Below are 25,959 nucleotides of genomic sequence, written 5' to 3'. Positions count from 1 at the left end.
ATAACCAAAACCAATTTTTACAACCATCAGTATTCATTTCAAAACATACTGAAATTTTTATTGTCTTATGAAACTAAACCTTTACACATTATTGTTTTTGATAAGTTTAAAAAGCGTTTCTCAAACTCAAAATATAAAAAAAGATCAGGACAGCATCAAAAAAGAAGATTTAAACGAAGTTGTGATTACCGCTTCCCGCCGATCTGAAAATATTATGCGTTCGCCAATAAGTATCGAGCAATTAAAATCGGCGGAAGCCAAAAAAATGGGTTCGCCAAGTATTTATGAAGCATTAGAAAATGTAAAAGGAGTTCAGATTATTACACCGAGTTTGGGTTTTAAAGTAATAAACACGAGAGGTTTTGCCAATTCGACCAACGTAAGATTTGCACAACTGGTTGACGGGATTGATAATCAGGCGCCACATTTGGGCGCTCCAATTGCAAATGCACTTGGAGCAAATGATTTGGATATTGATAAAATCGAAATTATTCCGGGAACGGCTGCGGCTTTGTACGGAATGAACGCTATTAACGGTTTGGCGAATATTCAAACCAAAAATCCATTTGAATACCAAGGCGTATGTGTTCAGCAATTAACGGGTGTCAATCATGTTGGCCATGTTGATCGGTTTTCACCGAAAGTATATTCCCAATTTAATTTACGTTTTGCTAAAGCCTTCAACGAAAAATGGGCTTTCAAAATAAATGCTTCAACCACAGGCGGAACAGATTGGGTTGCTGATGACCGAACCGATTTGGCTCCAAATGTCAATGCTTCGACCAATTTATATGGCACCGATAATCCGGCTTATGATGAAGTAAACGGTTACGGAAATGAATCGGCAAACAGAAAAACTTTAAACTTAAACGGTAAAAATTATGTTGTTGCCAGAACCGGATATCGCGAAACTGATATTACTGATTATGATATTAAAAATTATAAAGCTGATGTTGGTTTTTACTTCCGTCCGAAAAAAGGAAATGAGCTTTCGGTGACTTATAAAACGGCATTAATCAATACGATTTATCAGCGTTCGAATAGATTTAGATTAGACGATTATACATTGAATCAATTTGCGGTTGATTATCACACACCTGTTTTTCAGGTAAAAGCGTATGCCACAACCGAAAATACCGGAAACTCATACAACCTTCGTTCTTTGGCAGAAAATATGGATCGCGCTTATAAATCAGATGATAAATGGTTTGCTGATTATTCGACAGCTTATAAAAATGCCATTACAAATGGATCTGATATTGCCGACGCACACAGAATTGCAAGATCACAATCTGATCAGGGGCGTTTTGAGCCAGGAACTCCGGCATATGAAGCCAAGGAAAAAGAATTAATCGATATTAATAATTGGGATATTGGTGCGGCTTTGCGAGTAAAATCGACTTTGGTTCATGGTGAAGGATTGATCAATTGGGACAAAGCCTTTGTTTCTTTCTTCGAAAAAATAAATGCCAAATTATTAAGTGGTTTTGATTACAGAAACTACATTATTGTTCCTGACGGAAATTATTTTATCAACCCAAAAAGTGCTGCTGAAAACTTAACGTATCAAAAAACCGGCGCTTTTACACAATTAACAAAAGACTTTTTCAACAGCAAATTACGTTTGGGCGCCACAATAAGAATGGACAAATCTGATTATTTTGATGTTAAATTTACGCCTCAGTTTACGGCAGTTTATTCTCCAAAAGAAACTATTAATTTCAGGGCATCTTACCAAAACGGATATCGTTTTCCGAGCATTTTTGAAGGATTTTCGAATGTAAATTCTGGCGGTGTAAAACGTGTTGGCGGATTGAGAATTATGTCTGATGGCATTTTTGAGAATTCATTTACCAAAGCTTCAATTGATAAATTTCAGTCGCAGGTAAATAATGATGTAAATACTCTTGGAATTACGCAGGCAGTCGCAATTGAAAAAAACAAAACCATGATTCAGAAAAACCCGTATACTTATCTGGAACCTGAATTTGTAAAATCTTTTGAGTTTGGTTTTAAAGGAATGGCCTTAAACAAAGAACTTTTTATTGATGCCGATTTTTATTATAACTCTTATAAAAATTTCATCGCTCAGGTTGAAGCCAGCACTGTTAACACAACAGATGAAACACAAATTCCGACGCTTTTATATTCGAGAACAACTCAAAATCGTTACCGTTTATGGACCAATTCTAAAAGCAAAATTTACAATTACGGAGGAAGTTTGGGATTGAAATATCGTATTGATGAAACTTTTACGGCTTTAACAAATCTAACCTACACAAAATTGGACAGAACAGATGATAAAGACGGTCTCGAAGATGGCTTTAACACACCCGAATTTAACGTAAACGGAACTTTAATAGCTAATAATATCTGGAGAAATCTTGGCGCAAGCGCAACAGCACGTTATCAAAACAATTTTGATTATGTTTCTTTTTTAGTTTCCGGAACTGTACCCGCTTATTGGTCAATGGATGCGCAAATCAATTATTATTTCCAAAAATCGGGAATAACTGCAAAATTGGGTGCAACCAATCTTTTGAACAAACCCTACACTTCTATTCTTGGCGGTCCATCAATTGGGGGATTGTATTATTTGTCTCTGGTTTGGGAAACTTTTTAAGGTTTTATATCTGACTTCATAACATGTCTCCCGAGGTTAAAACCTCGCGCTATGTGGAATAAAAAAAAACAATACAAACATAGCTAGCGGTTTCAACCGCTGGAGCATAAAGCAAAATTTTAAAAATACGTCTCCCGAGGTTAAAACCTCGGGCTATATTTAAAAAAAATACAACATTAAAACGTGTAGCCAGCGGTTTTAAACGCTGGAGCATTCGCATGGTCAAACCACGCAGAGAAATAACGTTGCGCACTTGCGAATTGCAGAGATTAAATACAAACAACTTTACGCTCATTGCGTAAATCCTTGCTGACTTTGCGGTTAAATCGGCTTGCAGGATTTTTAATTCTTGATTAAATCCATTTGGAATCGTATATTTATGGTATAAAAGTCAAAACTTTGATCGTTATTAACTTTAAATAAAGAAATACTTTATTATTTTTACCACATAATTTAAGCATACTATGAGTTCTAACTTTGATAAATTTCAAAAGCGCAGGTTAATTTCCTCTTATTTTTCGGTTGTATTAAGTGTATTTCTGGTTTTATTCCTTTTGGGAGTACTGGGATTATTCATTATCAATTCTAAAAAACTGGCTGACGACTTTAAAGAAAAAATTGCAATGACGGTTTTCTTTAAAAACGAAGCCAATGATAGTGTAATAAAAGCTTTTAATACTGAATTGAAAAGAGCTCCTTTTGCAAGATCATATGTTTATGTAACCAAAGAAAAAGCTGCAAAAGAACATACTGATATTATTGGAGAAGATTTCCTTACTTTCTTAGGAGAAAACCCATTATTGAATTCGTTTGACATTCACTTAAAAGCAGATTATGTTGAAAGGGATAGTATCTTAAAAATAGAAAGCAAATTACGTCAAAACACCATGATTGAAGATATTGTTTATGACAAACAATTGGTAAATCTGGTAAACGATAATATCAAAAAAGTAAGTATGTGGATTTTGATAATCAGCGGTTTCCTTACCGTAATTGCTGTTTTATTAATCAATAGTTCATTACGTTTATCGATTCACTCCAATCGTTTTATTATTAAAACGATGCAAATGGTTGGTGCTACAAAATCGTTTATTCGTAAGCCATTTGTTATGAGAAGCGTTAAACTAGGAATTCTTGGCGCGGGATTAGCCATTGTTGCCCTGATTGCACTTTTACTTTATGTAGAAACAAATTTCCCGGGATTAGGAATTTTAGAAGACAAAATCTTAATTGGATTGGTTTTATTGGCCGTTTTCGGTTTAGGAATCTTGATTACATGGGTAAGCACGCACTTTGCAACACAACGTTTCCTGAATTTAAGAACAGACGATCTTTATTAATTTTAGATTTCTGACTTTAGATTTTAGATTTTTTAAAATAAAAACGCCTTCGACTTCGCTCAGGCTGACAAAAAAATAGCAATGAAAAATAACAATAATACAGAACAACAACCACAAAAACAGGAATTCCTCTTTGACGGTATCAACTACAAAATTCTATTAATCGGGATTGCAGTTATTGCCTTAGGATTTATTTTAATGTCTGGCGGGGGAAGCGATAATCCGAATGTTTTTAATGAAGATGTTTTTAGCTTTAGACGTATCCGTTTAGCTCCAACAACTGTTTTAATTGGTTTTGGAATCACGATTTATTCTATTTTCAAAAAATCTAAATAATAGATTTGTTAGATTTCTAATAAGAACGCCCTTCGACTCCGCTCAGGGTGACAAATCTGAAGTCTAAAATCTAAAATCTAAAATTCTACATGAATACATTACAAGCTATCATTCTTGCCATTATTGAAGGAATTACAGAATTTTTACCTGTTTCTTCAACTGGACACATGATTATTGCCTCTTCTTTTTTCGGAATTGCACACGACGACTTTACCAAACTTTTTACAATTGTTATTCAGCTTGGCGCAATACTTTCGGTAGTTGTTTTATACTTCAAACGCTTTTTTCAAACACTTGATTTTTATTTTAAACTCTTGGTTGCGTTTATTCCGGCCGTTGTTCTAGGTTTATTATTGAGTGATTTTATTGATGGCTTATTAGAAAATCCGGTTACGGTTGCTATTTCACTTTTAATTGGAGGTTTGATTTTATTAAAAGTAGACGAATGGTTTAACAGTCCAAATACAGCAGAAACATCTCAGGAAATTACTTATTTACAAGCTTTTAAAATTGGATTATTTCAATGTCTTGCCATGATTCCCGGAGTTTCAAGAAGCGGTGCGAGTATTGTGGGCGGAATGTCGCAAAAATTATCAAGAACTACAGCAGCTGAATTCTCCTTCTTTTTAGCGGTTCCTACAATGTTAGGAGCAACAGTAAAAAAATGCTACGACTATTATAAAAACGGATTCGAATTATCTCACGATCAGGTTAATTTGTTGATTATAGGAAATGTTGTTGCTTTTATTGTAGCGCTTTTGGCAATTAAAACCTTTATTGGATTTTTAACTAAAAACGGTTTTAAAGTTTTTGGTTATTACCGAATTATCGCCGGAATCATTTTATTGTTGATTCACTTTTTCATTCACCCGCTTACCATTATATAATGACAACTGAAGAATATTTAGACGGACAAGTTTTATTGATTGACAAACCTTTAAAATGGAGTTCGTTTCAAGCTGTCAATAAATTAAAATATCTTTTAATCAATAAAGTTGGACTTCCTAAAAAGTTCAAAATTGGCCACGCGGGAACTTTAGACCCTTTGGCAACTGGTTTATTATTGATTTGTACCGGAAAATTTACCAAAAGGATTTCCGAACTTCAGGGTCAGGCCAAAGAATACACGGGGACCTTTTACATTGGGGCCACTACTCCATCGTATGATTTAGAAACCGAAATCGACCAGACTTTTCCAACTTCGCATATCGACGAAGCTTTGATTCATGAAACGGTAAAACAGTTTTTGGGCGAAATCGACCAAAAACCACCCATTTTTTCAGCTATTAAAAAAGATGGTGTTCGCTTGTATGAACATGCACGCGCAGGAGAAACAATAGAAATTGAAAGCAGAAAAACTACAATTCATGAATTTGAAATTACAAGAATTGCACTTCCTGAAATAGATTTTAGAGTTGTTTGCAGCAAAGGAACTTATATACGCTCATTGGCTTTTGATTTTGGAAAAGCCATGAATTCAGGATCACACTTAACTGTTTTACGCCGAACTAAAATTGGCGATTATGATGTTAAAGATGCGATTGATATTACTTTATTTGAGGAAAGTCTGCAACAAAATTAGTCTTATGAAAAAGATTTTATTTGCCTTTATCATCATTCTGCTAGCTAGTTTATCTGTTAATGCGCAAAATAAAAAATTCACTTATCTTCAATTTGATGTTTCTGCCTCTTTGGCCGGAAATAATGAAAGATATGAATCAGAAGATTATCCGGATCAAAAAAATAAGGATTGGTTTGTTCCTGACGGTTTAGGATCAAAAATTGGATTTGGAATTCATTACAAAAAATGGATTACGTTGGGAATTCACAGTGGTATAGACTGGAAATGGGAAGATAAACTTGTGGCCGTTCCTGTATATTTAAATTTTAGTCTGAGTCCGAAAGTAGGCGAAAACACCGTGATTACAGCGCAAGCCGGTTACGGAAAAGGATTTGCATTAGGACGTGGAAATCTAAATGGAGCATATAGAAAGTTAAGAATTGGAATAGGTTCTGATGACTTTATTATTTTCATTGAAACTGCCCAATACGATATTACGCTCCACAATCAAAAAAATCTGAACAGCATCAACTTAGGAATATCTGTCGTAAATTTTGATTTGTAAGTTTTTTAAATGGAATTTGAAATTTATATAGAGAAACTCCAATAAATTTAGAAACACATTACAAAAGGTAGTGCTATTGTAATGTGCCAACTCCTAAATTAATTGTTTTGGAAATTAATAGTGTGGTACATTTTTTCCGTCAAACAATAATCTCGAAAAAAAATCATAAAATTTTTCGAATAACTTTTTCATAATAGTGGATTTTTAATAGTTAAACATTAAAATAAACACCAATAAGAGTAAATCAAAAAATAATAATAGAAGTGGGTTTTCTTATTACTAAGATACAAAACTTTATATTAAAACCAAATATTTTAATAAATTTTATGACTATACAATATTAACTATCAATATATTACATGAAATTGAGAATTACAGCCTATTGTATTTTATATTTTCCATAATCTGAACCAATTCTTCCTGAACAGAAATTCCTTTATCTGCCAAATACCACAATTGCAAATCGGTTTTTATTTTTTCATCAATTACGCCAAATTCTTTTTTATAATTAATCATTAATTCTGAGGCGCCTTTTGGCCTTGGGCCCCAATCAGCACGAACAATTCCGGCTTCTTTACAAATTACAATTACTTTTGGGATTGCTTTTCCGCCATTGGTTAGATACTGACTCATTAATTCGTCATTTTCATCCCTTAAAACAATTTTGAGATCTATTTTTTTATCAGATGCCAAAGCCATTTTATTAAGTATCGGAAGTATTTGTGCCGCATCGCCACACCAGCCTTCAGAAATTACAAGCCATATATAGTGATTGTTTAAGTTTTGCAGCTTCGAAATAACGTCTTCAGAAATTTTAATGGTTTTTTCCAGTCGGTTCATTCTCGCTTCATTTAAACTGGTATAGTGAGTGAGACTTTCAGACTGGTCGTTACCTGTTGATTTGCCTTGTGATAATAAATCTGTGACTAATTTTCGGTACTCAGGATAAGAATAACTATTGAATAATCCTTTGGCTACAATACTTTTCATATTTCTTTCGTTTTGATACGATAAAAATACAAATTTTAAAAAGACGCAAGAATGACTTTTGTCAGATTAGAGCGAAATAAATCTTCTTAAACTGAAAACTAAAAAGAACAAATTAATTTTTTTAAAACATTATTTTTAAAAATAAGAATATGTCTATATTTGCACAAATTAACGCAACAACACATGAAATATAAAAGAATTCTTCTAAAACTAAGTGGCGAGGCCTTAATGGGTGATTTACAATACGGAATCGACCCAAAAAGATTAGCCGAATATGCTGAAGAAATTAAGCAAATTCACAATAAAGGAGTAGAGATTGCTATTGTTATTGGAGGAGGAAATATTTTTAGAGGCGTTGCAGGTGCAAGTGCCGGTATGGATAGAGTACAAGGCGATTATATGGGCATGCTGGCTACTGTTATTAATGGCATGGCTTTGCAGGGTGCTCTTGAAGACAAAGGAATGAAAACACGTTTGCAAACTGCTTTAAAAATGGAATCTATCGCAGAACCATACATTAAAAGAAGAGCAGATCGTCACCTTGAAAAAGGAAGAATCGTAATTTTTGGTGCCGGAACCGGAAATCCATATTTTACAACTGATACAGCAGCCGTTTTGAGAGGAATTGAAATTAATGCAGATGTTATCTTAAAAGGAACACGTGTTGATGGTGTGTATGATTCTGACCCCGAAAAAAATGCATCGGCAGTAAAATTTGATACGATTTCGTTTGATGATGTTTTGAAAAAAGGATTAAACGTAATGGATACAACTGCTTTTACATTAAGTCAGGAAAACAAATTGCCAATCGTTGTTTTTGATATGAACAAAATTGGAAACCTTTTGAAAATCTGCGACGGTGAAAATATCGGAACTGTAGTTAATATATAGTCATCAGTAACAGGTTACAGTCGCAAAGCCGAACCGAACTGAACTGAAAACTGAGAGTGAAAACTGAAAACAAACAAAAGAAATGAGTGAAGAAATAGATTTTATTTTAGAAAGTACTGAAGAATCAATGAATGGTTCGATTGCGCATTTAGAAAAAGAATTCTTAAACATTCGTGCTGGAAAGGCTTCTCCTGCAATGTTGGGAAGCGTTTTCGTAGATTATTACGGATCTGCAACGCCGCTTTCGCAAGTATCTAAAATTAGTGTTCCTGATGCCAGAACAATTACTTTACAGCCTTTCGAAAAAAATATGCTGCAAACTATTGAAAAAGCCATTATGGTTGCCAATATTGGCTTTAATCCAATGAACAATGGTGATGTAATTATCATCAGCGTTCCGCCGTTGACGGAAGAGCGCCGTAGAGATTTGGCAAAACAAGCAAAAGCTGAAGCTGAAGATGCTAAAATTGGTATTCGTAACTCTCGTAAAGACGCTAATACTGATATCAAAAAATTAGAAAAAGAAGGAACTTCAGAAGATGTTTGCAAATCTGCCGAAGAAGAAGTTCAGAACTTAACAAATGCTTATATCAAAAAAATTGACGAATTATTGGCTGCTAAAGAGGCAGAAATAATGAAAGTTTAACTTTATTTGACACAAATTAAAAATCCGTTTAGTTAAAATTGTACTAGACGGATTTTTTTATTGCTATTTTTGCATACCGAAATTAAATTGTTTTCGTTTTGCAACTATAATCCTCTGTATGAAGCTATTTTGTTTATTGACTTTGTTTTTCACGCTTACTATTCAGGCGCAATTTCAAATAAATGGAATTGTAAGTGACTCGAAAAACAAACCGCTTCCTTTTGCTACAATTACCACTTCAGACAATAATAATACAATTACAGACGTCGACGGGAAATTCGTTCTTCATTCCCTGACAGATATTTCTTCTTTTACTGTTTCTTATGTTGGTTTTACTACCAAAACTATTACGGTCTTAAATAATAAAAAGTTCTATTCGGTTTTACTTTCCGAAAAAACAGATAATTTAAAAGAAGTTGTAATTGCTAACGAAAATCCGGCTTTGGCTATTTTAAGAAAAGTTATTGCGAATAAAAACAATAATAATCCGCAAAAAAAGCTGAATAACTTTGAATATAAAACCTATAATAAACTTATTGTAACGGCAAATCCTGATTCTATTGACGGCAGAATCGATTCTTCTGCAGCTTATAAAGATTTCAACAAAAAAGAAATCAACATCGATTCCTCTGATTATAAGTTTAAGGAAATAATAAGCAAACAGCATTTGTTTCAAACCGAAAAAGTATCACAATATCAGTTTGCAAATAATAAACTTAAAGAAACGATTCTAGGTTCTAAAATGGCAGGTTTTAAACAGCCCATTTATGAAATCATCGCCTTCAATTTGCAGTCTATTTCTATTTATGACACTAAATATGAGTTGTTTGAAACTAAGCATGAAAGCCCGATTTCAAACAATGCGATTGCCGATTACAACTACAAACTCCTTGATACTGTAGCTATTAAAGGAAGAAACACCTATATGATTTACTTTAAAAACAAAAAAAGAAGATCAAACAGACTTGAAGGCGTTTTGTATATCGATCAGGAAAATTTTGCTGTAGCAAAAGCCGTAATGCGAATAAAAGGCGTTTTGGATATTAGCGGAATTCATGAATTTGAATATGTTCCGAGCGAAAAATTATGGTTTCAAAGCAATACAACTTTTAAAATCGTAAAAGGAAAAAACGATGAGGATATTAAAATCTTAGGCGGAACTATTCAGTTTGATGCAGATGCCGAAGAAGATTATGAACCAAGAAAAAAAGTAGCTTCAGATTTTACTTATGTCCTTTCTGAAAGCAACAATTTTGACGTTCATTACAACAACAATCCATCAATAAAAAATCCATCACTTTATATTGAAATCAAGGATGATGCCAGCAAACAGCCCGAAACTTTCTGGAATAAATACCGAAAAGACAGCCTTGATTTAAAGGGGCAAAAAACATATCAATTATTAGACAGTCTTTCTATTAGTAAAAGAATAGAAAAACGACTGGGATCAGGAAGAAAAATCATCAATGGCTATTTTCCAATTGGCCCTGTTGATCTTGATCTAAAGAAAATAATAAGCTACAATAATTACGAAGGTTTTAGATTGGGTATTGGCGGAATCACCAATGATCGTTTTTCTAAAGGTTTTAGAATTGAAGGTTACACCGCTTACGGAACAAAAGATGGCGTTGTAAAATACAGTTTAGGCGGAGGAGCTTTATTGGATAAAAACACAAATACCTGGATAAACGGTTATTGTACTGATGATGTTAGAGAAATTGCAAGTACTGTTTTTGCAGTTGACAAACGTGTTTTTAAAATTTATGATCCGCGGCCAATTAACATTAGTACGTTTTATCACTACACAACCTGGAAAACCAATCTTCAAACCAAAATAATTCCTAAAACTGAAGCTGTTTTGGAATTATCAAGAAATTATATTGAGCCAAAGTTTGATTATCTTTTTAATTTAAACGGAAAATTATACTCAAGTTACATTATGACAACCGCAATGTTGTCTATTGTTTGGGCGCCTTTCAGTGAATTTATGCAAACTCCAACAGGTAGAAACGAAACTGATAAAAGATTTCCGAGATTTACTTTTCAGTACACACAATCATTGCCAAATGTATTAGGAAACGATTTTACCTTTGGAAAAATAGATTTTAAAACTGAATATGAAAAGAATTACCTCAACGGCCAAAAAACAAGTTTATTACTGCAGGGAGGTTATGCGATGGGCGACGTTCCAATAACACATTTATACAATACTGCTCCAAACAACTTAACTAAAGAAACGGTTGTACAGCGTATTACTTTTGCCGGAAGAAACAGTTTTGAAACCATGTATTTTAATGAGTTTTTCTCTAGTCAATATATCATGTTTCAGGTAAAACATGGCTTTGAGAGAATTAGATTATTAAGAAAAGTTCGTCCTTCATTGGTATTAGTGACCAGAATGGCATGGGGAAATATGGATCATCCGGAACAACAGGTTGGACCAACATATAAAACACTTAACAAAGGTTTTTTTGAATCAGGAATTGAGTTAAACAAAATCTATAAAGGGTTTGGTTTAGGCGGATTTTATCGCTACGGACCAAATCAATTAATGAGATTTGAAGATAATATAGCAGCTAAGATTTCTTATGTTCTTGATTTGGGACTTTAGGTTTTAAAATTCCAAACGCTAATTTGTCGTTGCGAGGAACGAAGCAACCACACTAACAATATGACAGAAGTTTGATTTAGCGAATAAAATTGCTTCGTTCCTCGCAATGACAAAACTATATCCGTAAAATCTTTGTCAAAGTTTAAAACTTTGACAAAGCAAAATTAAAAATCCCAAACCCCAATCGTAAATTGGAATTTGGGATTTTTTTATTTGAAATTTCCTTCGGAATTATGGTCTCAAAATCAAAACCGAAGGTGTATTATTTAACCATGTACTTTGAGATTCTATTAATTTTTTCCAGCTGTCTAAACTAATAATCATTAAGTTTTGGCTTTCTAAAAAATCTTTCTTGATTGTTCTGTCGTGCATAATCATAATATGATTTGGTGCAATTTGTTCGATCGAACGAATACTTTCCTGAATGTCGCGGGTGTTTTTTACTTCTCCACTGGCATCGAGAACCGTAATTTGAGAACCATTATTATTGATTAACTTCTTGGCATAATCTATCAAAAACGAATCTTCTTTGCTAAAAATTGGCATAAAGATCTGATTGACATCTTCGAGATCTTTATCGATAAAAATTCCAACCGGCATTTTTGTTTTAGCAATAATATGACGTGTTCTTTCATCAAAAGGAGAATTTTCGAACAAACCTTCTTTTCCGGTAAACTTATCAATTAAACGATCCGGATTTACAATTCTGGTTGTAAAACCAAGAATCTTACCCAATAAAGTTCCATCAAAAATAGATTGCCCTAAACCAACCAGTAATAAATCATATTCTCCCTGATTTGCCGTATCGATAATTTCTGTATCAATATCATTTGTTACTTTAAAAACACTAACCATATTTTGGTTCAAACGTTCAGATTCTGCTATAACCGGAAGCAGCATTTTGCGTTCATGATCTTTTACGTCAAACGAGTGAACTTCTGTACTTAAAGACAAGTGCATTGCCGCAACAATAGAATTATCAGGTTGTTTTTTAACCAAACTATTTGCAATTTTAAGCAGCTTTTTTCCTTTTTCAGGAGTTGCAAATGAAAGCAGAATCTTGTATTTACTTTTATTCCCTATTTCTTCAGGAATGGCCGTTACTTTATCTTTAAAAATATACCCAATAAAATCTAATGCTGGTCCTGTCATAAAAGTAGTGACCAAAGCCATAATGACCATCATGGTAAAAATTTCTGTAGAAAGAACACCTAAATCATAACCGATATTTAAAACTACCAATTCCATTAAACCACGCGTATTCATCAAAGCACCAATTGCGAGACTATCTTTCCAGTTTTGACCAACGAATTTTGCTGCCAAAGCACTTCCGAAGAATTTTCCGGCTACAGCCACAGCGATGATTACTGCGGTAACTTTCCATAAATAAGGATCGTTTAACAAACCAATTTGTGTACGCAAACCGGTAAATACAAAGAACAATGGCAGTAAAACAATTATGGCAACGTCTTCAACTTTTTCAATAAAAATATTTCTGAATTTATTGTTTTCCGGCATAATTGCTCCTGCTAAAAATGCACCGAACAAAGCATGAATTCCAATTAGTTCAGATACATAAGAAGAGAACAAAAGTGTTATAAAAAAGATAGCAACTACGGGTTTATTCAAACTTTCGCGAGTCGAATTTAAATCTCCGACACGTTTCAGGAACGGACGAACGATTTTCAACATTACGATTACGTATAAAATTGCCAAACCAATTACGTATAAAGCACTTGTAAATGAACCTGCCTTTACAATAGCAATTACTACTGCCAGAATACACCAGGCCGTAATATCATCTGCAGCGGCACAGGTTATGGCAATGGTTCCGAGTTTTGTTTTTTGCATTCCGCGTTCCTGAACAATTCTGGCCAAAACCGGAAAAGCAGTAATACTCATGGCAATTCCCATAAATAATCCGAAAGAGGCAAACTCCACCCCAACGGGAGCAAAAGTATGATAGATAAAATAAGCCAAACTTAATCCCAGTGCAAAAGGAATAACAATACTCGCGTGACTAATGACAACAGCATCATGAGCCTTGTTTTTAAGCACTTTTAAATCCAGCTCCATACCAATAACAAACATGAAAAGTATTAAACCAATCTGACTTAAAAACTGCAAGTTTCCTAATGATTCTTTTGGGAATAATAAAGCTGAAAATTCAGGAAAATACATCCCGACCAGAGATGGCCCTAAAACAATTCCGGCAATCATCTCACCAATTACGGATGGCTGCCCTATTTTTCTAAAAATCCATCCAAACAAACGGGCTACCAGAATAATAGTGACAATTTGTGCCAGTAAAATAGCAAGGGGATGCTGCAGGTTTTCAATCATAGAATGCAGAAAATCATTCCAGTGATTACTTTCTATTTTTTTGTGAACTATTCCGCGCCCTACTTCAAGCGAAGCTCCTTTTGAAATTACCCAATATATTAAAGCTGTGAAACCACCAATAACAGTAACGTAAAATACAGAGTTTTTAATATTATTCATAACTCGTTTTTTTAATTTATTGATGCAAATATCAGAAGTGAAAATTACCTGAAAAAGTAAATTTAAAGCTAATTTTCAATGTATGTAATAAGTCCGAAAAACTTTGTAATAAGTTAGATTTTGACCTTTTTCAAAAAGTCAGATCGATAGGTTTCGCTCAAAATTAAGGTACTATTTTTATCGTTTTTATCTAAATGATGCAAAACAATTTCGTTATGATTGAAGAATTTTATAGCTTTTACAGCAACAATTTCCTTTTTATTTACTCGACAGAAATCAGCATCAGGCAATTCATTCAAAAGAGTATCAAATTTAACGTTTTTCAGATTCATAAAACTGCCATCTGTCAAGAGAACCGTCTTATCACGGCTATCGCTAACCGCAGTTTTTATATATTGAATTTGATTAAAATACAGCAAAGTTTTTCCCTTGTCTGTATTGAGCTGCATAAATTTCTTTGCCGTCTCTGGTTTATGGAAACGTTCAAAAGCTTTGGAGATTGCTTTTTGCAAACGTTCTAATTTTACAGGTTTTGTAATATAATCTACGGCATCAATATTAAATGCCTCGGCGGCATATTCTTTATATGCCGTGCAAAAAATAACCAATTTATCCTGAATCATTTCAGCTAAATGCAAGCCATCAATTCCAGGCATTTCGATATCTGAAATTAACAAATCAAAATCGAGATCGGGAATTTCAGCCAATAGTTTCTCAGGATTATTAAATGTTTTTACGATTTCTATTTCAGAGATTTGTTCGCAAAGCATTTTGAGGTACATTAAACCCGGCAACTCATCGTCCAGTAGCAAGCATTTCAGTTTTGTATTCAAGTAAATCTATTTTTAGATGAGCAATATAAATGTCGTTTTCAACAAATCTTTCCAGTTTGAAATTATTCTTATAAATAATCCTCAAACGATGTTCTAAGGTAGTATTTCCTAAACCTCCCCGTTCTTTTTTTAGTACTTTTTTATCTGAAATTTTATTCGAAACTGTCATAAAAAAAGCATTGTCCTTGAACTCAAAAACTACCGAAATAAAAGCATCGGCACTTTGCAGATCTGCATGTTTAAAAGCATTTTCAATTAAATCAATCGAAATTAGCGGCGCGAGCAAAGGCTGTTCGTACAATTTGTCCTCTTTGTTGATGTTGGTTTTTATCTTCAACTCAAAAAGCGGACTTATTTTAATTTTATTGATTTCGATAAGATTCAATGCAAAATCAATTTCTTCTTTTGCTGTTACAAATTTCTTTTTGCTTTCGTATAAAATATAATCCAAAACATTGGCCAATTTATCCAGGGCAAAATAAGTTTGATAAGCGTGCGATTGAATCGAGTTTAAAATATTCTTAAACAAATGCGGATTCAGTTTAGACTCTAATGTTTCTAACTGCAAATCATTTACTTTCATTTCGAGTGCATAAAAACTTTTTTCAGCATCCTTTTTTCCTTTTTTAGACTGCATTAATTGATACACCATAAAACAAATGATGACAATTAGCAGTAAAATAATCGCTAAAAAAATAAAAGTGATGGTATTGTTTTCCTGCATTAAAACCTATTTTTTAATATTGTCTTGTAAAAGTAGCTAAATATTTTTTGCCTGCGGATTTTTACGGATGAAACGGATTTACACTGATTTTCTTTTTATAGTATTTTTCTATTTTCTTAAATCTGCGTGTTTTTTGCCACGAACTCACGAATTAAAATTTAATTAATCCTCGTAAATCTGTTTCATCCGTAAAACCCGTGGGCAATATTCTTAATGACTAGAAACAAACTTCAACCCAATAATTGAAGCAATTAATGTTGAAAGAAAGAAAATTCTCCAGAAAGTCGCCGGTTCTTTAAAGATAAAAATTCCAACCAAAACAGTTCCAACAGCACCAATTCCTGTCCACACAGCATAAGCGGTTCCTATTGGCAAAACCTGTGTTGCTTTGTACAATAAAACCATACTTATGGTAAGACAAACAAAAAAACCTGCCATCCAATATGTTGACACAATTCCGGTTGTTTCTTTGGCTTTACCTAAACAAGATGCAAATCCAACTTCAAAAAGTCCGGCAATAATTAATAAAATCCAGTTCATTTTCTTTTCATTTTTAAATTAATTGCAAATATGAGAAAAGCTGACGAGGAAATCATCAATTGTAAGGAAATTATCATAAAAATTACGCTGTTAATTTGTGTTAACATTAGGTAAAATAGTAGTCATTATTTATGATTTTGAGGTCTTTTCACTACATTTGCATCCATTTTAAATAATTTATGAAAAACGCTATTCAAGTTGGATTTTGGGAAAAAGTTGCCCGAATTATACTTAAAAACAGAATAACAATTTTGGTTTTGGTTGCGGCCCTGACAATTTTCCTTGGTTTTCAATGGAGAAACCTTTCCATGACTTATACCGAAGCTAATTTACTTCCTAAAGATCATGTTGCAAATAAAGATTATCAAAAATTCCTGGACAAATTTGGAGAAGAAGGAAACCTTATTGTAATCGGCTTTCAGGACAAAAGTTTCTTTACACCCAAAAATTATGCTGCGTGGAATGAATTAATGACCGGTCTGAAAAACTCAAAAGAAGTGGACTTGGTTGTTTCGTTAAATGATTTAAAAAAATTAGAAAAAGATACCATCAATGAGAAATTTGTTTTGTCTCCGTTTATCGATCAAAGCAAAACAATTGATCCTGAATATTTAAAAACGGTTCAACACGATTTATTCAACAACTTACCTTTTTATGAAGGATTGTTGTTTAACAAAGAAAGCGGAAGTGTGCGTTCGGCTATTTACATGAACAAAGCGCTTGTAAATACTGCTGAAAGAAAGACTTTTATTCTTGAAAATTTAGTTCCGAAGATCGATAAATTCGAAAAAACAACCGGAATCGATTTAAAAGTTTCGGGAATGCCATACATCAGAACAATCAATGCAGACAATATGAAAGGCGAAATTGGTCTTTTTATTGGTGCTGCTTTATTGACGGTTTCTTTGATTTTCTTTTTCTTTTTCCGTTCTTTCCGGGCAACATTTATTTCGATTTGTATTTTAATTGTTGGTGTAATCTGGTCGTTTGGAACACTTGGATTATTTCATTACAAAATCACGATTTTAACGGCTATTATTCCGCCATTGATTATCGTAATCGGAATCACGAATTGCATTTTCCTGATTAATAAATACCAACAGGAAATTAAATTACATAATAATCAGGCAAAAGCTTTACAGCGTATTATTTCGAAAATTGGAGTTTCGACTTTAATGACGAATTTAACAACTGCCATAGGTTTTGCAACCTTTATGATTACAGGAAACGACCTGCTTTTTGAGTTTGGTTTAGTAACTTCTATCAATGTAATTTCTGTTTATTTATTGACGCTTTTAATTGTGCCAATTGTTTACAGTTTTATGCCGGTTCCCGGAGAAAAACATTTGTATCATTTAACAAAAACCTACATTTCGACTTTGTTGGATTTTGTAGAAAATGTGGTAAGAAACAAACGAAAAGTAATTTATACGATTTACGGTTTGCTGTTGGTTTTTAGTGTTATTGGAGTTTCACAAATGAAAGTTTCGGGAAGTTTGATTGGAGAAATGCCAAAAAGCGCTTCCTTCTTTAAAGATATTTTATTCTACGAAAAAGAATTTAACGGTGTAATGCCGCTTGAGATTATGATTGATACCAAAAAGAAAAAAGGTGTCATGAAAGCGTCAACAATTCGTAAAATGGACGAATTGCAAAATACAATTGCCGAAATGCCGGAATTGGCAAAACCTGTTTCTGTGGTGAATTTGGTTAAATATTCGAAACAGGCGTTTTACAACGGAAATCCTGAATATTACCAATTACCAACTTCGCAGGAACAAACTTTTATTTTGGCATACGCCAAAAATGCAACCAAAAACAGCAAAGAAAACCTAATGAAAAGTTATGTTGATTCTACCGGCCAATATGCCAGAATCACAACTTTTATGAAAGATATTGGTACCGATGAAATGGCGAAAGTCGAGAAAAAATTACACTCTAAAATAGATGAAATTTTCCCGAAAGATCGTTACGAAGTTACCGTTACCGGAAAAGCATTGGTTTTCCAGAAAGGAACATCGTATTTGGTCGACAATTTAATTGAATCATTGATTTTTGCAATTTTGGTGATCGCAATTTTGATGTTGTATTTATTCCGTTCGTTCAAAATGGTTTTTGCATCGGTAATTACGAATGTTTTACCACTTTGTATTACATCTGGATTGATGGGTTATTTCGGAATTCCGCTAAAACCTTCAACGATTTTGGTATTCAGTATTGCGTTTGGGATCTCGGTAGATAATGCAATTCAGTTTATGGCGAAATACAAACATGATTTAATACAAAGCAACGGCAAAGTAAAAAAATCTGTTTTCAGTGCCTTAAGAGAAACGGGAATTAGTACTTTTTATACATCAGTAGTTTTGATTTTAGGTTTTGCTACTTTCACGCTTTCCAGTTTCAGCGGAACAATTGCTCTTGGCGGATTAATTTCTTGTACATTGGCCTTTGCAATGTTTGCAAATTTATTGGTTTTACCGGCTTTGGTTTTGACTTTTGAGAAAAAGAAGGCTAAGAAAGAGGATTTGGAGGGATTGGAAGGAAACACTAATTTCACTAATTAGCACGGATTAATATATTCGAACCTTTGTCAAAGTTTAAAACTTTGACAAAGGTAGATACACAATTTTGTCATTCCGAGGAACGAGGAATCTCCACAAGAAGCTCCATCCAGAGAATCGCAAATCTGTGTCGAGTTTCTTGTGGAGATTCCTCGTTCCTGGAATGACAAAAAATGAGAGAAATAACAATAAAAAGAATAATTAGTTCTTTTGAAAACGATTGCCCTAGCCCTGATAGGAGCGATATCCTTTTTCTTGCTCCTTTAGCAAGAAAAAGATATAGCGGATAGCAGGAAACAGCTTCAAAAATTAATTATTATCGTTTATATTTGCAATTCGATATAAAACACTGATTTTACTTTAATCTAAAATCAGCAATCTAAAATCTAAAATTAAAATGAGACACACAAAAGTTAAAGACTTATTAAACAGTACGACGACGCTACAGGAAGTGAATGCAAAAGGATGGGTGAGAACTTTTAGAAATAATCAGTTCATCGCGCTTAATGACGGTTCTACCATTAATAATATACAATGTGTTGTTGATTTTGAAAATACACCGGAAGAAACTTTAAAAAGAATCACAACCGGAGCTGCAGTTTCTGTAATTGGAACTTTGGTTGAAAGCAAAGGCGCTGGTCAGAAATATGAAATCCAGGTTACTAAATTGGAGATTCTTGGAGATTCTGATGCGGAGAAATTCCCAATGCAGCCTAAGAAACACTCTTTAGAATTTTTAAGAGAAAATGCACATTTACGTGTTCGTACCAATGCTTTTGGAGCAATTATGCGTGTGCGTTCGGTATTGTCATTTGCGGTTCACAACTATTTTCAACAAAAAGGGTTTGTGTATGTAAACACGCCAATTATTACCGGAGCTGATGCTGAAGGTGCCGGAGAAATGTTTCAGGTAACTTCATTGCCTTTGGATAATTTGCCTAAAAATGAAGAAGGAAACATTGATTTCAAAAAAGATTTCTTTGGAAAACATACCAATTTAACGGTTTCTGGACAATTAGAAGGTGAAACTTTTGCGATGGCTTTGGGTCAGATTTATACTTTTGGGCCAACGTTTAGAGCAGAAAATTCCAATACTTCTCGTCACCTTGCAGAATTCTGGATGATTGAACCGGAAGTTGCTTTCAACGACCTTGATGACAACATGGATTTAGCTGAAGATTTTATTCAGTACGTAATTAAATATGCTTTAGACAACTGTAAAGATGATTTGAAATTTTTAGAAGGAAGACTTCTTGAAGAAGAAAAATCAAAACCTCAGGCAGAAAGAAGCGAAATGGCTTTGTTGGAGAAATTGAATTTCGTTTTGGAGAACAACTTCAAACGTGTTTCATACACAGAAGCAATTGAAATTTTAAGAGATTCAACTCCAAATAAAAAGAAAAAATTCAGCTACATCATCGAAGAATGGGGAGCTGATTTACAATCAGAACACGAACGTTATTTGGTTGAAAAACACTTTAAGTGTCCGGTAATTTTATACGATTACCCAGCAAACATTAAAGCGTTTTACATGCGTTTGAATGACAACACAGAACCTGGAAGAGAAACAGTTCGTGCTATGGATATCCTTTTCCCTGGAATTGGAGAAATTGTTGGTGGTTCTGAAAGAGAAGAGCGTTACGATGTTTTGGTGGAGAAAATGAAAGCTTTAAACATCGACGAAGAAGAATTATACTGGTATTTAGACACCAGAAGATTTGGTTCTGCAACTCACGCAGGTTTCGGTTTAGGATTTGAGCGTTTGGTTTTGTTTGTAACAGGAATGACAAACATTAGAGACGTAATTCCTTTCCCAAGAACTCCTGGAAGTGCGGAATTTTAGAAAAAAGGAATTTGCCACGAAGGCACAAAGACACTAAGTTTATTTTTTAAACTGATTCAAAGACTCAAAAAAATTAAATAATACCACGAAGACACAAATTCAACAAGTATTATTTATGTTTCTTTGAGGACCAGAACATAAAAAATCTTTGCGCCTTTGTGCCTTCGTGGCAAACTCAAAATATTATGCTCTCTGAAAGAACGGAAGAAATTGGAAAAATAATTGTAAACTCAGCATTTAAGGTCCATAAGCAACTTGGACCCGGATTATTAGAACGAGTTTATGAAGTTTGTTTAGCTCATGAAATTACAAAAGCCGGTCTTGATGTAAAGCGGCAAATTGATATTCCGATTGTTTATGACGGGATTGAATTTGACGAAGGATTAAGATTAGATTTACTGATTGAAGATTCTATAATTATAGAAATAAAAGCAGTTGAACAAATAAATCCAGTTTGGGAAGCACAAATTATAAGTCAATTAAAATTGCTGAATAAAGATTTGGGCTTTTTAATTAATTTTAATGTTCCATTAATCAAAAGTGGCATTAGAAGATTTATAAACACAAAAAGAGTATTTTAAAAAACGAAATAAGCCTTAAAGGCAATTAGAAAAATAAAAACTTTGTGCCTTCGAGCCTTAGTGGCAAAAAATAGCGCCTTAACTATGCTAAAGCAATTTTTAAATTTAAAATTATCCCAAAAATTATCTCCACAGCAAATTCAGCTGATGAAGTTAATTCAATTGCCTACGCAAGCTTTTGAGCAACGTTTATTAGAAGAAATGAACGAAAATCCGGCTCTTGAAGCTGGAAAAGAAGATGAATACGAAGCTGATGAATTCGCGAATGAAGATTACGACGATTATGATGATGCTGAATCAGACAGAATCGAAGCAGACGACATTAACATAGACGAATATCTAAGCGACGATGATACTCCGGATTACAAAACTCAGGTGAATAATTATAGTGAAGACGAAGAACGCGAAACACCTTTTGCATCGCCAATTAGTTTTCATCAGGATTTAATCAATCAGCTGAATACTTTTATTCTGAATGATGAAGAGCGTGAAATCGCCGAATTTCTTGTTGGAAGTATTGATGATATGGGTTACATCCGCAGAAGCGTTCCGGACATAGTCGATGATATGGCTTTTACTCAGGGAATTTATACTGATGAAGCAATGGTTGAGAAAATGCTGCATGTGATTCACGAACTAGAACCTTCTGGCGTTGGTGCACGTGACTTGCAGGAATGTTTATTACTTCAGTTAAAGCATAAAACACCAACAGAATATGTTGATTTAGCAATTGATATTATCGAAAATCAGTTTGATGCTTTTACCAAAAAACACTACGATAAATTATTGCAGAAATACGGCGTTTCAAACGAACAGCTGAAAAAAGCCATTCATGAAATCGAAAGACTAAACCCAAAACCGGGTGGATCTTTTACCGGAAATAACAAAGTTACGGAGAATGTAGTTCCTGATTTTGCCATCAGAATTGTTGACGGCGAACTTGAACTAACCTTAAACGGAAGAAATGCCCCTTCCCTGCACGTTTCTAAAGATTATCAGGAAATGATGCAGACATATAAGGATTCCCGTGATAAATCTTCGGCACAAAAAGATGCGGTTCAGTTTATCAAACAAAAACTCGATTCGGCTAAATGGTTTATTGATGCGATTAGACAACGTCAGGAAACTCTTTTTGTAACGATGAATGCGATTATGCATTATCAGGAAGAGTTCTTTCTGGATGGCGACGAAACCAAACTAAAACCAATGATCTTAAAAGACATTGCGGATATGGTTGGTTTGGATATTTCGACGATTTCGCGTGTCGCTAACAGCAAATATGTGGAGACGCCATACGGAACAAAACTAATCAAAGAATTCTTCTCTGAAGCCATGAAAAATGATCAGGGAGAAGATGTTTCGACTTTAGAAATCAAAAAGATCCTTAAAAATACAATTGAAGAAGAGGATAAAAAGAAACCTTTACCAGATGATCAATTGGCCGATATCTTAAAAGAAAAAGGCTATCCGATTGCGAGAAGAACTATTGCAAAATATCGTGAACAACTTGATATTCCGGTTGCGAGAATGAGGAAGAAGATATAATCAGACTTTTATAAAATAATAAAACCCGACAAATTTAAAATCTGTCGGGTTTTGTTTTATAAAGAAGCAAGAAATTCGGAAGGAGTCATTGTTGGAATTTCCGAGTTTTTAAAATCTTTTTTATTCCGAGTTAGAATAATATCAGATCTATGATGCAAAGCACTGAAATATTGAACTGCATCTTCAAAATCATTAAAATTTGAAATTAGACTTTTGTCAATTACAATTTCATCGATATTAGAAACCTCACATATAATTCTAAGCTTTTTCAAAGCTTCTAAAACCAATTTCTCTTCAACATTCCTCGAAACTACATAAACTGTATTTACAAAAGACAAAGATGAAGCTGCTAATTTGAACTCTTTATTTTCTGCCATTGAAGCAATTACAGCAATATCATTATAAAAAGGTTCTCTTTTATCAATCAAATCGATTAATACATTTGTATCTAAAAATAAATTCATATTACTTATATTTTTGAGACAAATAATCCTGACGATCTTTTTTATAATCAAAATCAACTGAAACTTGTCCCTTACCCACCGCCAGACTTTTTACAAAAGAACTAATTTCAACTTCTTTTGTATTTTCTTTTTTATCAATTTCAATAATTGTTTTCAGATAATTTTCGACCAAAAGTGACAAACTATGCTGATGTTCAGCCGCATAAATTTTAGCTTTTTCAATTACACTTTTATCTAATTTCAAAGTTAATTTGGCATCCATGACTTTCATATTTTATACGTACAAATATAATAATTTTGTCCGTATAAAACAAAAACCCGACAAGTTTTAAAAACTTGTCGGGTTACTTATAAAATCTTTTAAATCATTTATACTGATCCGGTAATATTTTCACATCAAACAAAAACACTTTCTTTTTGTCTCTGTAACTATAAATCAATGTGTAATCGTTATCTCTAAAAACCTGAAGTCCCGGATTTGCTTTCGCTGTACTCAAAAGACTTTTTTGGATTTCAGTACGTATTACATCAATCTCTGCAGTTTCTTTTTCCACATTCATCAATGTTAAATTATACTGAACTGCTCTTTCTTCAGACTGTTTAGACAAACTGACACTGTCCAGACGAATTCCCTGTTGAATTGTCAACGGGCAATTCTTATTATATTTTGCAACCAGCTCTGTAATTTCAGTCTTTACTTCGTCTGCGCTTTCAGAAAGGAAAAACTGAAAATAGACAGCTAAACCCAGTGCAGTTCCAATTACGAGTAATAATAAAATATTCTGCTTTCTTTTATTTTTCTTGTCTTGCATTGTTGTTTAAATAGAATTAAAACCTATTTCTCCTGATTTTTTTTCATTGCATTATAATATGCCGCACGGCTTAATGGCTCATATTCTTCGGTTTCGCCAAGCATTACCAACTTGTCGTTATCTGTTTTACGAAAACTGTAATTGGCAAGATTTCCTGTTCTGGTGCAAACTGCGTGAACTTTGGTTACATATTCTGCTGTTGCCATAAGTGCCGGCATTGGTCCGAAGGGATTTCCTTTAAAGTCCATATCAAGTCCTGCAACTATTACACGAATTCCCTGATTGGCAAGATCATTACAAACAGTAACAATTTCATCATCAAAAAACTGGGCTTCATCAATTCCGATAACATCGCAGCCTTGTGCCAAAATCGCAATATTGGCAGCAGCAGGAACCGGAGTTGAGCGAATTTCGTTGGCATCGTGCGATACCACCATTTCGTCATGATAACGGGTATCAATAGCAGGTTTAAAAATTTCGACTTTTTGTTTGGCAAATTGGGCGCGTTTTAATCTGCGGATTAACTCCTCGGTTTTACCCGAAAACATTGATCCACAAATAACTTCAATCCAACCAAACTGTTCTTTGTGATTTACTGTATTTTCGAGAAACATTTTGTATTTTTCTACCTTTTAAAATGAATAGTTTTTATTACTTTGTACTGGTAATAATTTGACGCAAAATTTTGATGATTTTACATTTTTTCAAAAGTAGAAAATTTTTATCAAATCGAAGATTCGCAAATGCTTATTAACAGAAATAAAAAATAGTTCTGCGTATTTTCCTTCACAAATAAAGACATTCAAAATACAGAATATATTAAAATATCCTATTCACTATAATTTCAACAGTTATGAAAAAAAAATTGGAAGCCGATTTAATCAGCATTGCACATCGAATTTTAAAGCTTAAAAATAAATCCGATATCAATCAATTATATCTTGAGACTCAGAAATTATATGAGAAATTAGCTGTTTTAAAATTTGTAGATGAAAATTTTGACGATGTAAAACCAACTATCGGACGTGGTGAAATAGAATCGAAAGTAGAAACTATTTTTGATACTGAAGAAACACTTCCGGCAGAAATTAAGGTTGAAGAAACACTTCCTGTTGCTGTCGAAGAAGCTGTAATTGAAGCAGAAGTGACTCCCGAAGCTGAAACTATTGAAGAAACGCCGGAAGAAATAATTGCTGAAATTCCTGAAGAAATAATCCCAGAACCAATTGTTGAAACCATTCCGGAACCAATTGCTGAAAAAATTGAGGAACCTGTAGTTGAAAAAACAGAAGAACCAGTTGCTGAGGAGAAAAAAGAAACTGCAACAGAATCATATTTCAGAACCATTAGCGAATCAAAACCAATTCCAGATTTCAAACCTTCTTTTGAATTGGATAAGGAAGAAATAAAAGAGGAAATAAAAGAAGAACCAAAAATTGAAACTTCAACAAAATCAGCTCCGGTTCATATTTCATTTGAAGATATTCTGGGCGTTAATTATGCTGATGCGCAATTTGTAAAAGTAGATAGTTTTGATAATGTTCCTCCTACTCCAACTCCATCAATAAACGAATATAAAGAAAACAAAACTGTTGCAGAAACGGCAACTATAGAATCTGCAAAACCAAAAGCTGTTCCTTTAAACGAAAAACTGGCAAAAGGTTTTCATATTGATTTGAATGACAGAATTGCATTTACTAAAAACCTTTTTGGAAACAGTACCGAAGATTACAGTCGTGTTTTAAATCAATTATTGACTTTTGATACTTTTAGCGAAGCAAAAGATTTTATCGAAAATATGGTAAAACCGGATTACAATAACTGGGAAGGAAAAGATGATTACGCAGAACGTTTTCTGGGAATTGTCGAGAAAAAATTCTCGTAAAAAAGTAAAAAACACAGATTTCACGAATTAACACGAATTTTTTCTTTGTGAAATTTTTAAAAGCAATTGTAATCTGTGTTAATTCGTGAAATTCGTGTTATAATAT

The 25,959-nt window shown here is 33.5% G+C and carries 23 protein-coding genes; 14 read left to right on the top strand and 9 right to left on the bottom strand.

The window, feature by feature from the left end:
- The first annotated feature begins 67 nt into the window (after nucleotides 1-67).
- The 6 genes from SD960_RS15320 (at nucleotide 68) to SD960_RS15295 (ending at nucleotide 6,425) form a co-directional block, all read left to right on the top strand.
- The gene (locus SD960_RS15320) at nucleotides 68-2,623 is read left to right on the top strand and encodes a TonB-dependent receptor (protein ID WP_318804485.1); all 2,556 of its coding nucleotides are present in this window, start codon (nucleotides 68-70) and stop codon (nucleotides 2,621-2,623) included.
- A 464-nt stretch (nucleotides 2,624-3,087) separates the two neighbouring features.
- A complete protein-coding gene (locus SD960_RS15315) occupies nucleotides 3,088-3,963 on the top strand; it encodes a cell division protein FtsX (RefSeq protein WP_318804483.1) in 876 nt (291 codons plus the stop codon).
- An 81-nt stretch (nucleotides 3,964-4,044) separates the two neighbouring features.
- A complete protein-coding gene (locus tag SD960_RS15310) occupies nucleotides 4,045-4,299 on the top strand; it encodes a DUF3098 domain-containing protein (RefSeq protein ID WP_318804481.1) in 255 nt (84 codons plus the stop codon).
- An 89-nt stretch (nucleotides 4,300-4,388) separates the two neighbouring features.
- Nucleotides 4,389-5,186: an undecaprenyl-diphosphate phosphatase gene (locus tag SD960_RS15305; RefSeq protein ID WP_318804480.1), complete on the top strand. Its 798-nt coding sequence runs from the start codon at nucleotides 4,389-4,391 to the stop codon at nucleotides 5,184-5,186.
- Nucleotides 5,186-5,881, top strand: coding sequence for a tRNA pseudouridine(55) synthase TruB (gene truB / locus SD960_RS15300; protein ID WP_318804478.1), 696 nt, complete (start codon nucleotides 5,186-5,188; stop codon nucleotides 5,879-5,881). The genes SD960_RS15305 and truB overlap by 1 nt, the downstream gene beginning before the upstream one ends.
- A gap of 4 nt (nucleotides 5,882-5,885) precedes the next feature.
- Nucleotides 5,886-6,425 (top strand): hypothetical protein, encoded by a 540-nt coding sequence (locus SD960_RS15295; RefSeq protein WP_318804477.1) that lies wholly within the window; start codon nucleotides 5,886-5,888, stop codon nucleotides 6,423-6,425.
- A gap of 372 nt (nucleotides 6,426-6,797) precedes the next feature.
- Here the strand turns inward: SD960_RS15295 and SD960_RS15290 are convergent, their stop codons facing one another.
- Nucleotides 6,798-7,415 carry a thioredoxin family protein gene (locus tag SD960_RS15290; RefSeq protein ID WP_318804475.1) on the bottom strand — a complete coding sequence of 206 codons (618 nt, stop codon included), beginning with the start codon at nucleotides 7,413-7,415 and terminating at the stop codon, nucleotides 6,798-6,800.
- A gap of 183 nt (nucleotides 7,416-7,598) precedes the next feature.
- On the opposite strand from SD960_RS15290, the gene pyrH reads away from it, so the two are divergent.
- The 3 genes from pyrH (at nucleotide 7,599) to SD960_RS15275 (ending at nucleotide 11,563) form a co-directional block, all read left to right on the top strand.
- Nucleotides 7,599-8,306: a UMP kinase gene (pyrH, locus tag SD960_RS15285; RefSeq protein ID WP_318804473.1), complete on the top strand. Its 708-nt coding sequence runs from the start codon at nucleotides 7,599-7,601 to the stop codon at nucleotides 8,304-8,306.
- 82 nt (nucleotides 8,307-8,388) lie between these two features.
- On the top strand, nucleotides 8,389-8,952 hold the full coding sequence (frr, locus tag SD960_RS15280; RefSeq protein WP_318804472.1) for a ribosome recycling factor: 564 nt from the start codon (nucleotides 8,389-8,391) through the stop codon (nucleotides 8,950-8,952).
- 118 nt (nucleotides 8,953-9,070) lie between these two features.
- Nucleotides 9,071-11,563: a DUF5686 family protein gene (locus SD960_RS15275; protein WP_318804470.1), complete on the top strand. Its 2,493-nt coding sequence runs from the start codon at nucleotides 9,071-9,073 to the stop codon at nucleotides 11,561-11,563.
- A gap of 231 nt (nucleotides 11,564-11,794) precedes the next feature.
- Here the strand turns inward: SD960_RS15275 and SD960_RS15270 are convergent, their stop codons facing one another.
- The 4 genes from SD960_RS15270 to SD960_RS15255 all read right to left on the bottom strand — a co-directional run bounded on the left by SD960_RS15270 (nucleotide 11,795) and on the right by SD960_RS15255 (nucleotide 16,162).
- Complete coding sequence (locus SD960_RS15270; RefSeq protein WP_318804469.1) at nucleotides 11,795-14,065, bottom strand: cation:proton antiporter; 2,271 nt, start codon at nucleotides 14,063-14,065, stop codon at nucleotides 11,795-11,797.
- A gap of 113 nt (nucleotides 14,066-14,178) precedes the next feature.
- Nucleotides 14,179-14,898 carry a response regulator transcription factor gene (locus SD960_RS15265; protein WP_318804468.1) on the bottom strand — a complete coding sequence of 240 codons (720 nt, stop codon included), beginning with the start codon at nucleotides 14,896-14,898 and terminating at the stop codon, nucleotides 14,179-14,181.
- Nucleotides 14,861-15,622, bottom strand: a complete 762-nt coding sequence (locus SD960_RS15260; RefSeq protein WP_318804467.1) for a sensor histidine kinase — start codon at nucleotides 15,620-15,622, stop codon at nucleotides 14,861-14,863. The genes SD960_RS15265 and SD960_RS15260 overlap by 38 nt, the downstream gene beginning before the upstream one ends.
- A 210-nt stretch (nucleotides 15,623-15,832) precedes the next feature.
- On the bottom strand, nucleotides 15,833-16,162 hold the full coding sequence (locus SD960_RS15255; protein ID WP_318804466.1) for a multidrug efflux SMR transporter: 330 nt from the start codon (nucleotides 16,160-16,162) through the stop codon (nucleotides 15,833-15,835).
- A gap of 179 nt (nucleotides 16,163-16,341) precedes the next feature.
- Between SD960_RS15255 and SD960_RS15250 the strand changes: the two genes are divergently transcribed.
- From SD960_RS15250 to rpoN, 4 genes are all read left to right on the top strand, one after another.
- Nucleotides 16,342-18,726 (top strand): efflux RND transporter permease subunit, encoded by a 2,385-nt coding sequence (locus SD960_RS15250; protein WP_318804465.1) that lies wholly within the window; start codon nucleotides 16,342-16,344, stop codon nucleotides 18,724-18,726.
- A gap of 394 nt (nucleotides 18,727-19,120) precedes the next feature.
- Complete coding sequence (gene asnS / locus SD960_RS15245) at nucleotides 19,121-20,566, top strand: asparagine--tRNA ligase (protein WP_318804463.1); 1,446 nt, start codon at nucleotides 19,121-19,123, stop codon at nucleotides 20,564-20,566.
- A 185-nt stretch (nucleotides 20,567-20,751) separates the two neighbouring features.
- Nucleotides 20,752-21,147, top strand: a complete 396-nt coding sequence (locus SD960_RS15240) for a GxxExxY protein (RefSeq protein WP_318804461.1) — start codon at nucleotides 20,752-20,754, stop codon at nucleotides 21,145-21,147.
- Nucleotides 21,148-21,231: 84 nt separating this feature from the next.
- The gene (gene rpoN, locus SD960_RS15235) at nucleotides 21,232-22,692 is read left to right on the top strand and encodes an RNA polymerase factor sigma-54 (protein ID WP_318804459.1); all 1,461 of its coding nucleotides are present in this window, start codon (nucleotides 21,232-21,234) and stop codon (nucleotides 22,690-22,692) included.
- Between the two features lie 56 nt (nucleotides 22,693-22,748).
- On the opposite strand, the gene SD960_RS15230 is transcribed toward rpoN, so the two are convergent.
- The 4 genes from SD960_RS15230 to SD960_RS15215 all read right to left on the bottom strand — a co-directional run bounded on the left by SD960_RS15230 (nucleotide 22,749) and on the right by SD960_RS15215 (nucleotide 24,582).
- Nucleotides 22,749-23,156, bottom strand: coding sequence for a PIN domain-containing protein (locus SD960_RS15230; RefSeq protein ID WP_318804458.1), 408 nt, complete (start codon nucleotides 23,154-23,156; stop codon nucleotides 22,749-22,751).
- Nucleotide 23,157: 1 nt separating this feature from the next.
- The gene (locus SD960_RS15225) at nucleotides 23,158-23,418 is read right to left on the bottom strand and encodes a DUF6364 family protein (RefSeq protein ID WP_318804456.1); all 261 of its coding nucleotides are present in this window, start codon (nucleotides 23,416-23,418) and stop codon (nucleotides 23,158-23,160) included.
- Nucleotides 23,419-23,521: 103 nt separating this feature from the next.
- A complete protein-coding gene (locus tag SD960_RS15220; protein WP_318804454.1) occupies nucleotides 23,522-23,968 on the bottom strand; it encodes a hypothetical protein in 447 nt (148 codons plus the stop codon).
- A 23-nt stretch (nucleotides 23,969-23,991) separates the two neighbouring features.
- Nucleotides 23,992-24,582, bottom strand: a complete 591-nt coding sequence (locus SD960_RS15215; protein WP_042565610.1) for a thymidine kinase — start codon at nucleotides 24,580-24,582, stop codon at nucleotides 23,992-23,994.
- A gap of 239 nt (nucleotides 24,583-24,821) precedes the next feature.
- On the opposite strand from SD960_RS15215, the gene SD960_RS15210 reads away from it, so the two are divergent.
- The gene (locus tag SD960_RS15210) at nucleotides 24,822-25,853 is read left to right on the top strand and encodes a hypothetical protein (protein WP_318804452.1); all 1,032 of its coding nucleotides are present in this window, start codon (nucleotides 24,822-24,824) and stop codon (nucleotides 25,851-25,853) included.
- Nucleotides 25,854-25,959 lie beyond the last annotated feature (106 nt).

Source organism: Flavobacterium sp. MMLR14_040, assembly GCF_033657265.1.
Taxonomy (GTDB): Bacteria; Bacteroidota; Bacteroidia; order Flavobacteriales; family Flavobacteriaceae; genus Flavobacterium.
Note: the sequence above shows the minus strand (reverse complement) of the source record. Positions and strands in the feature narration are given on the sequence as shown.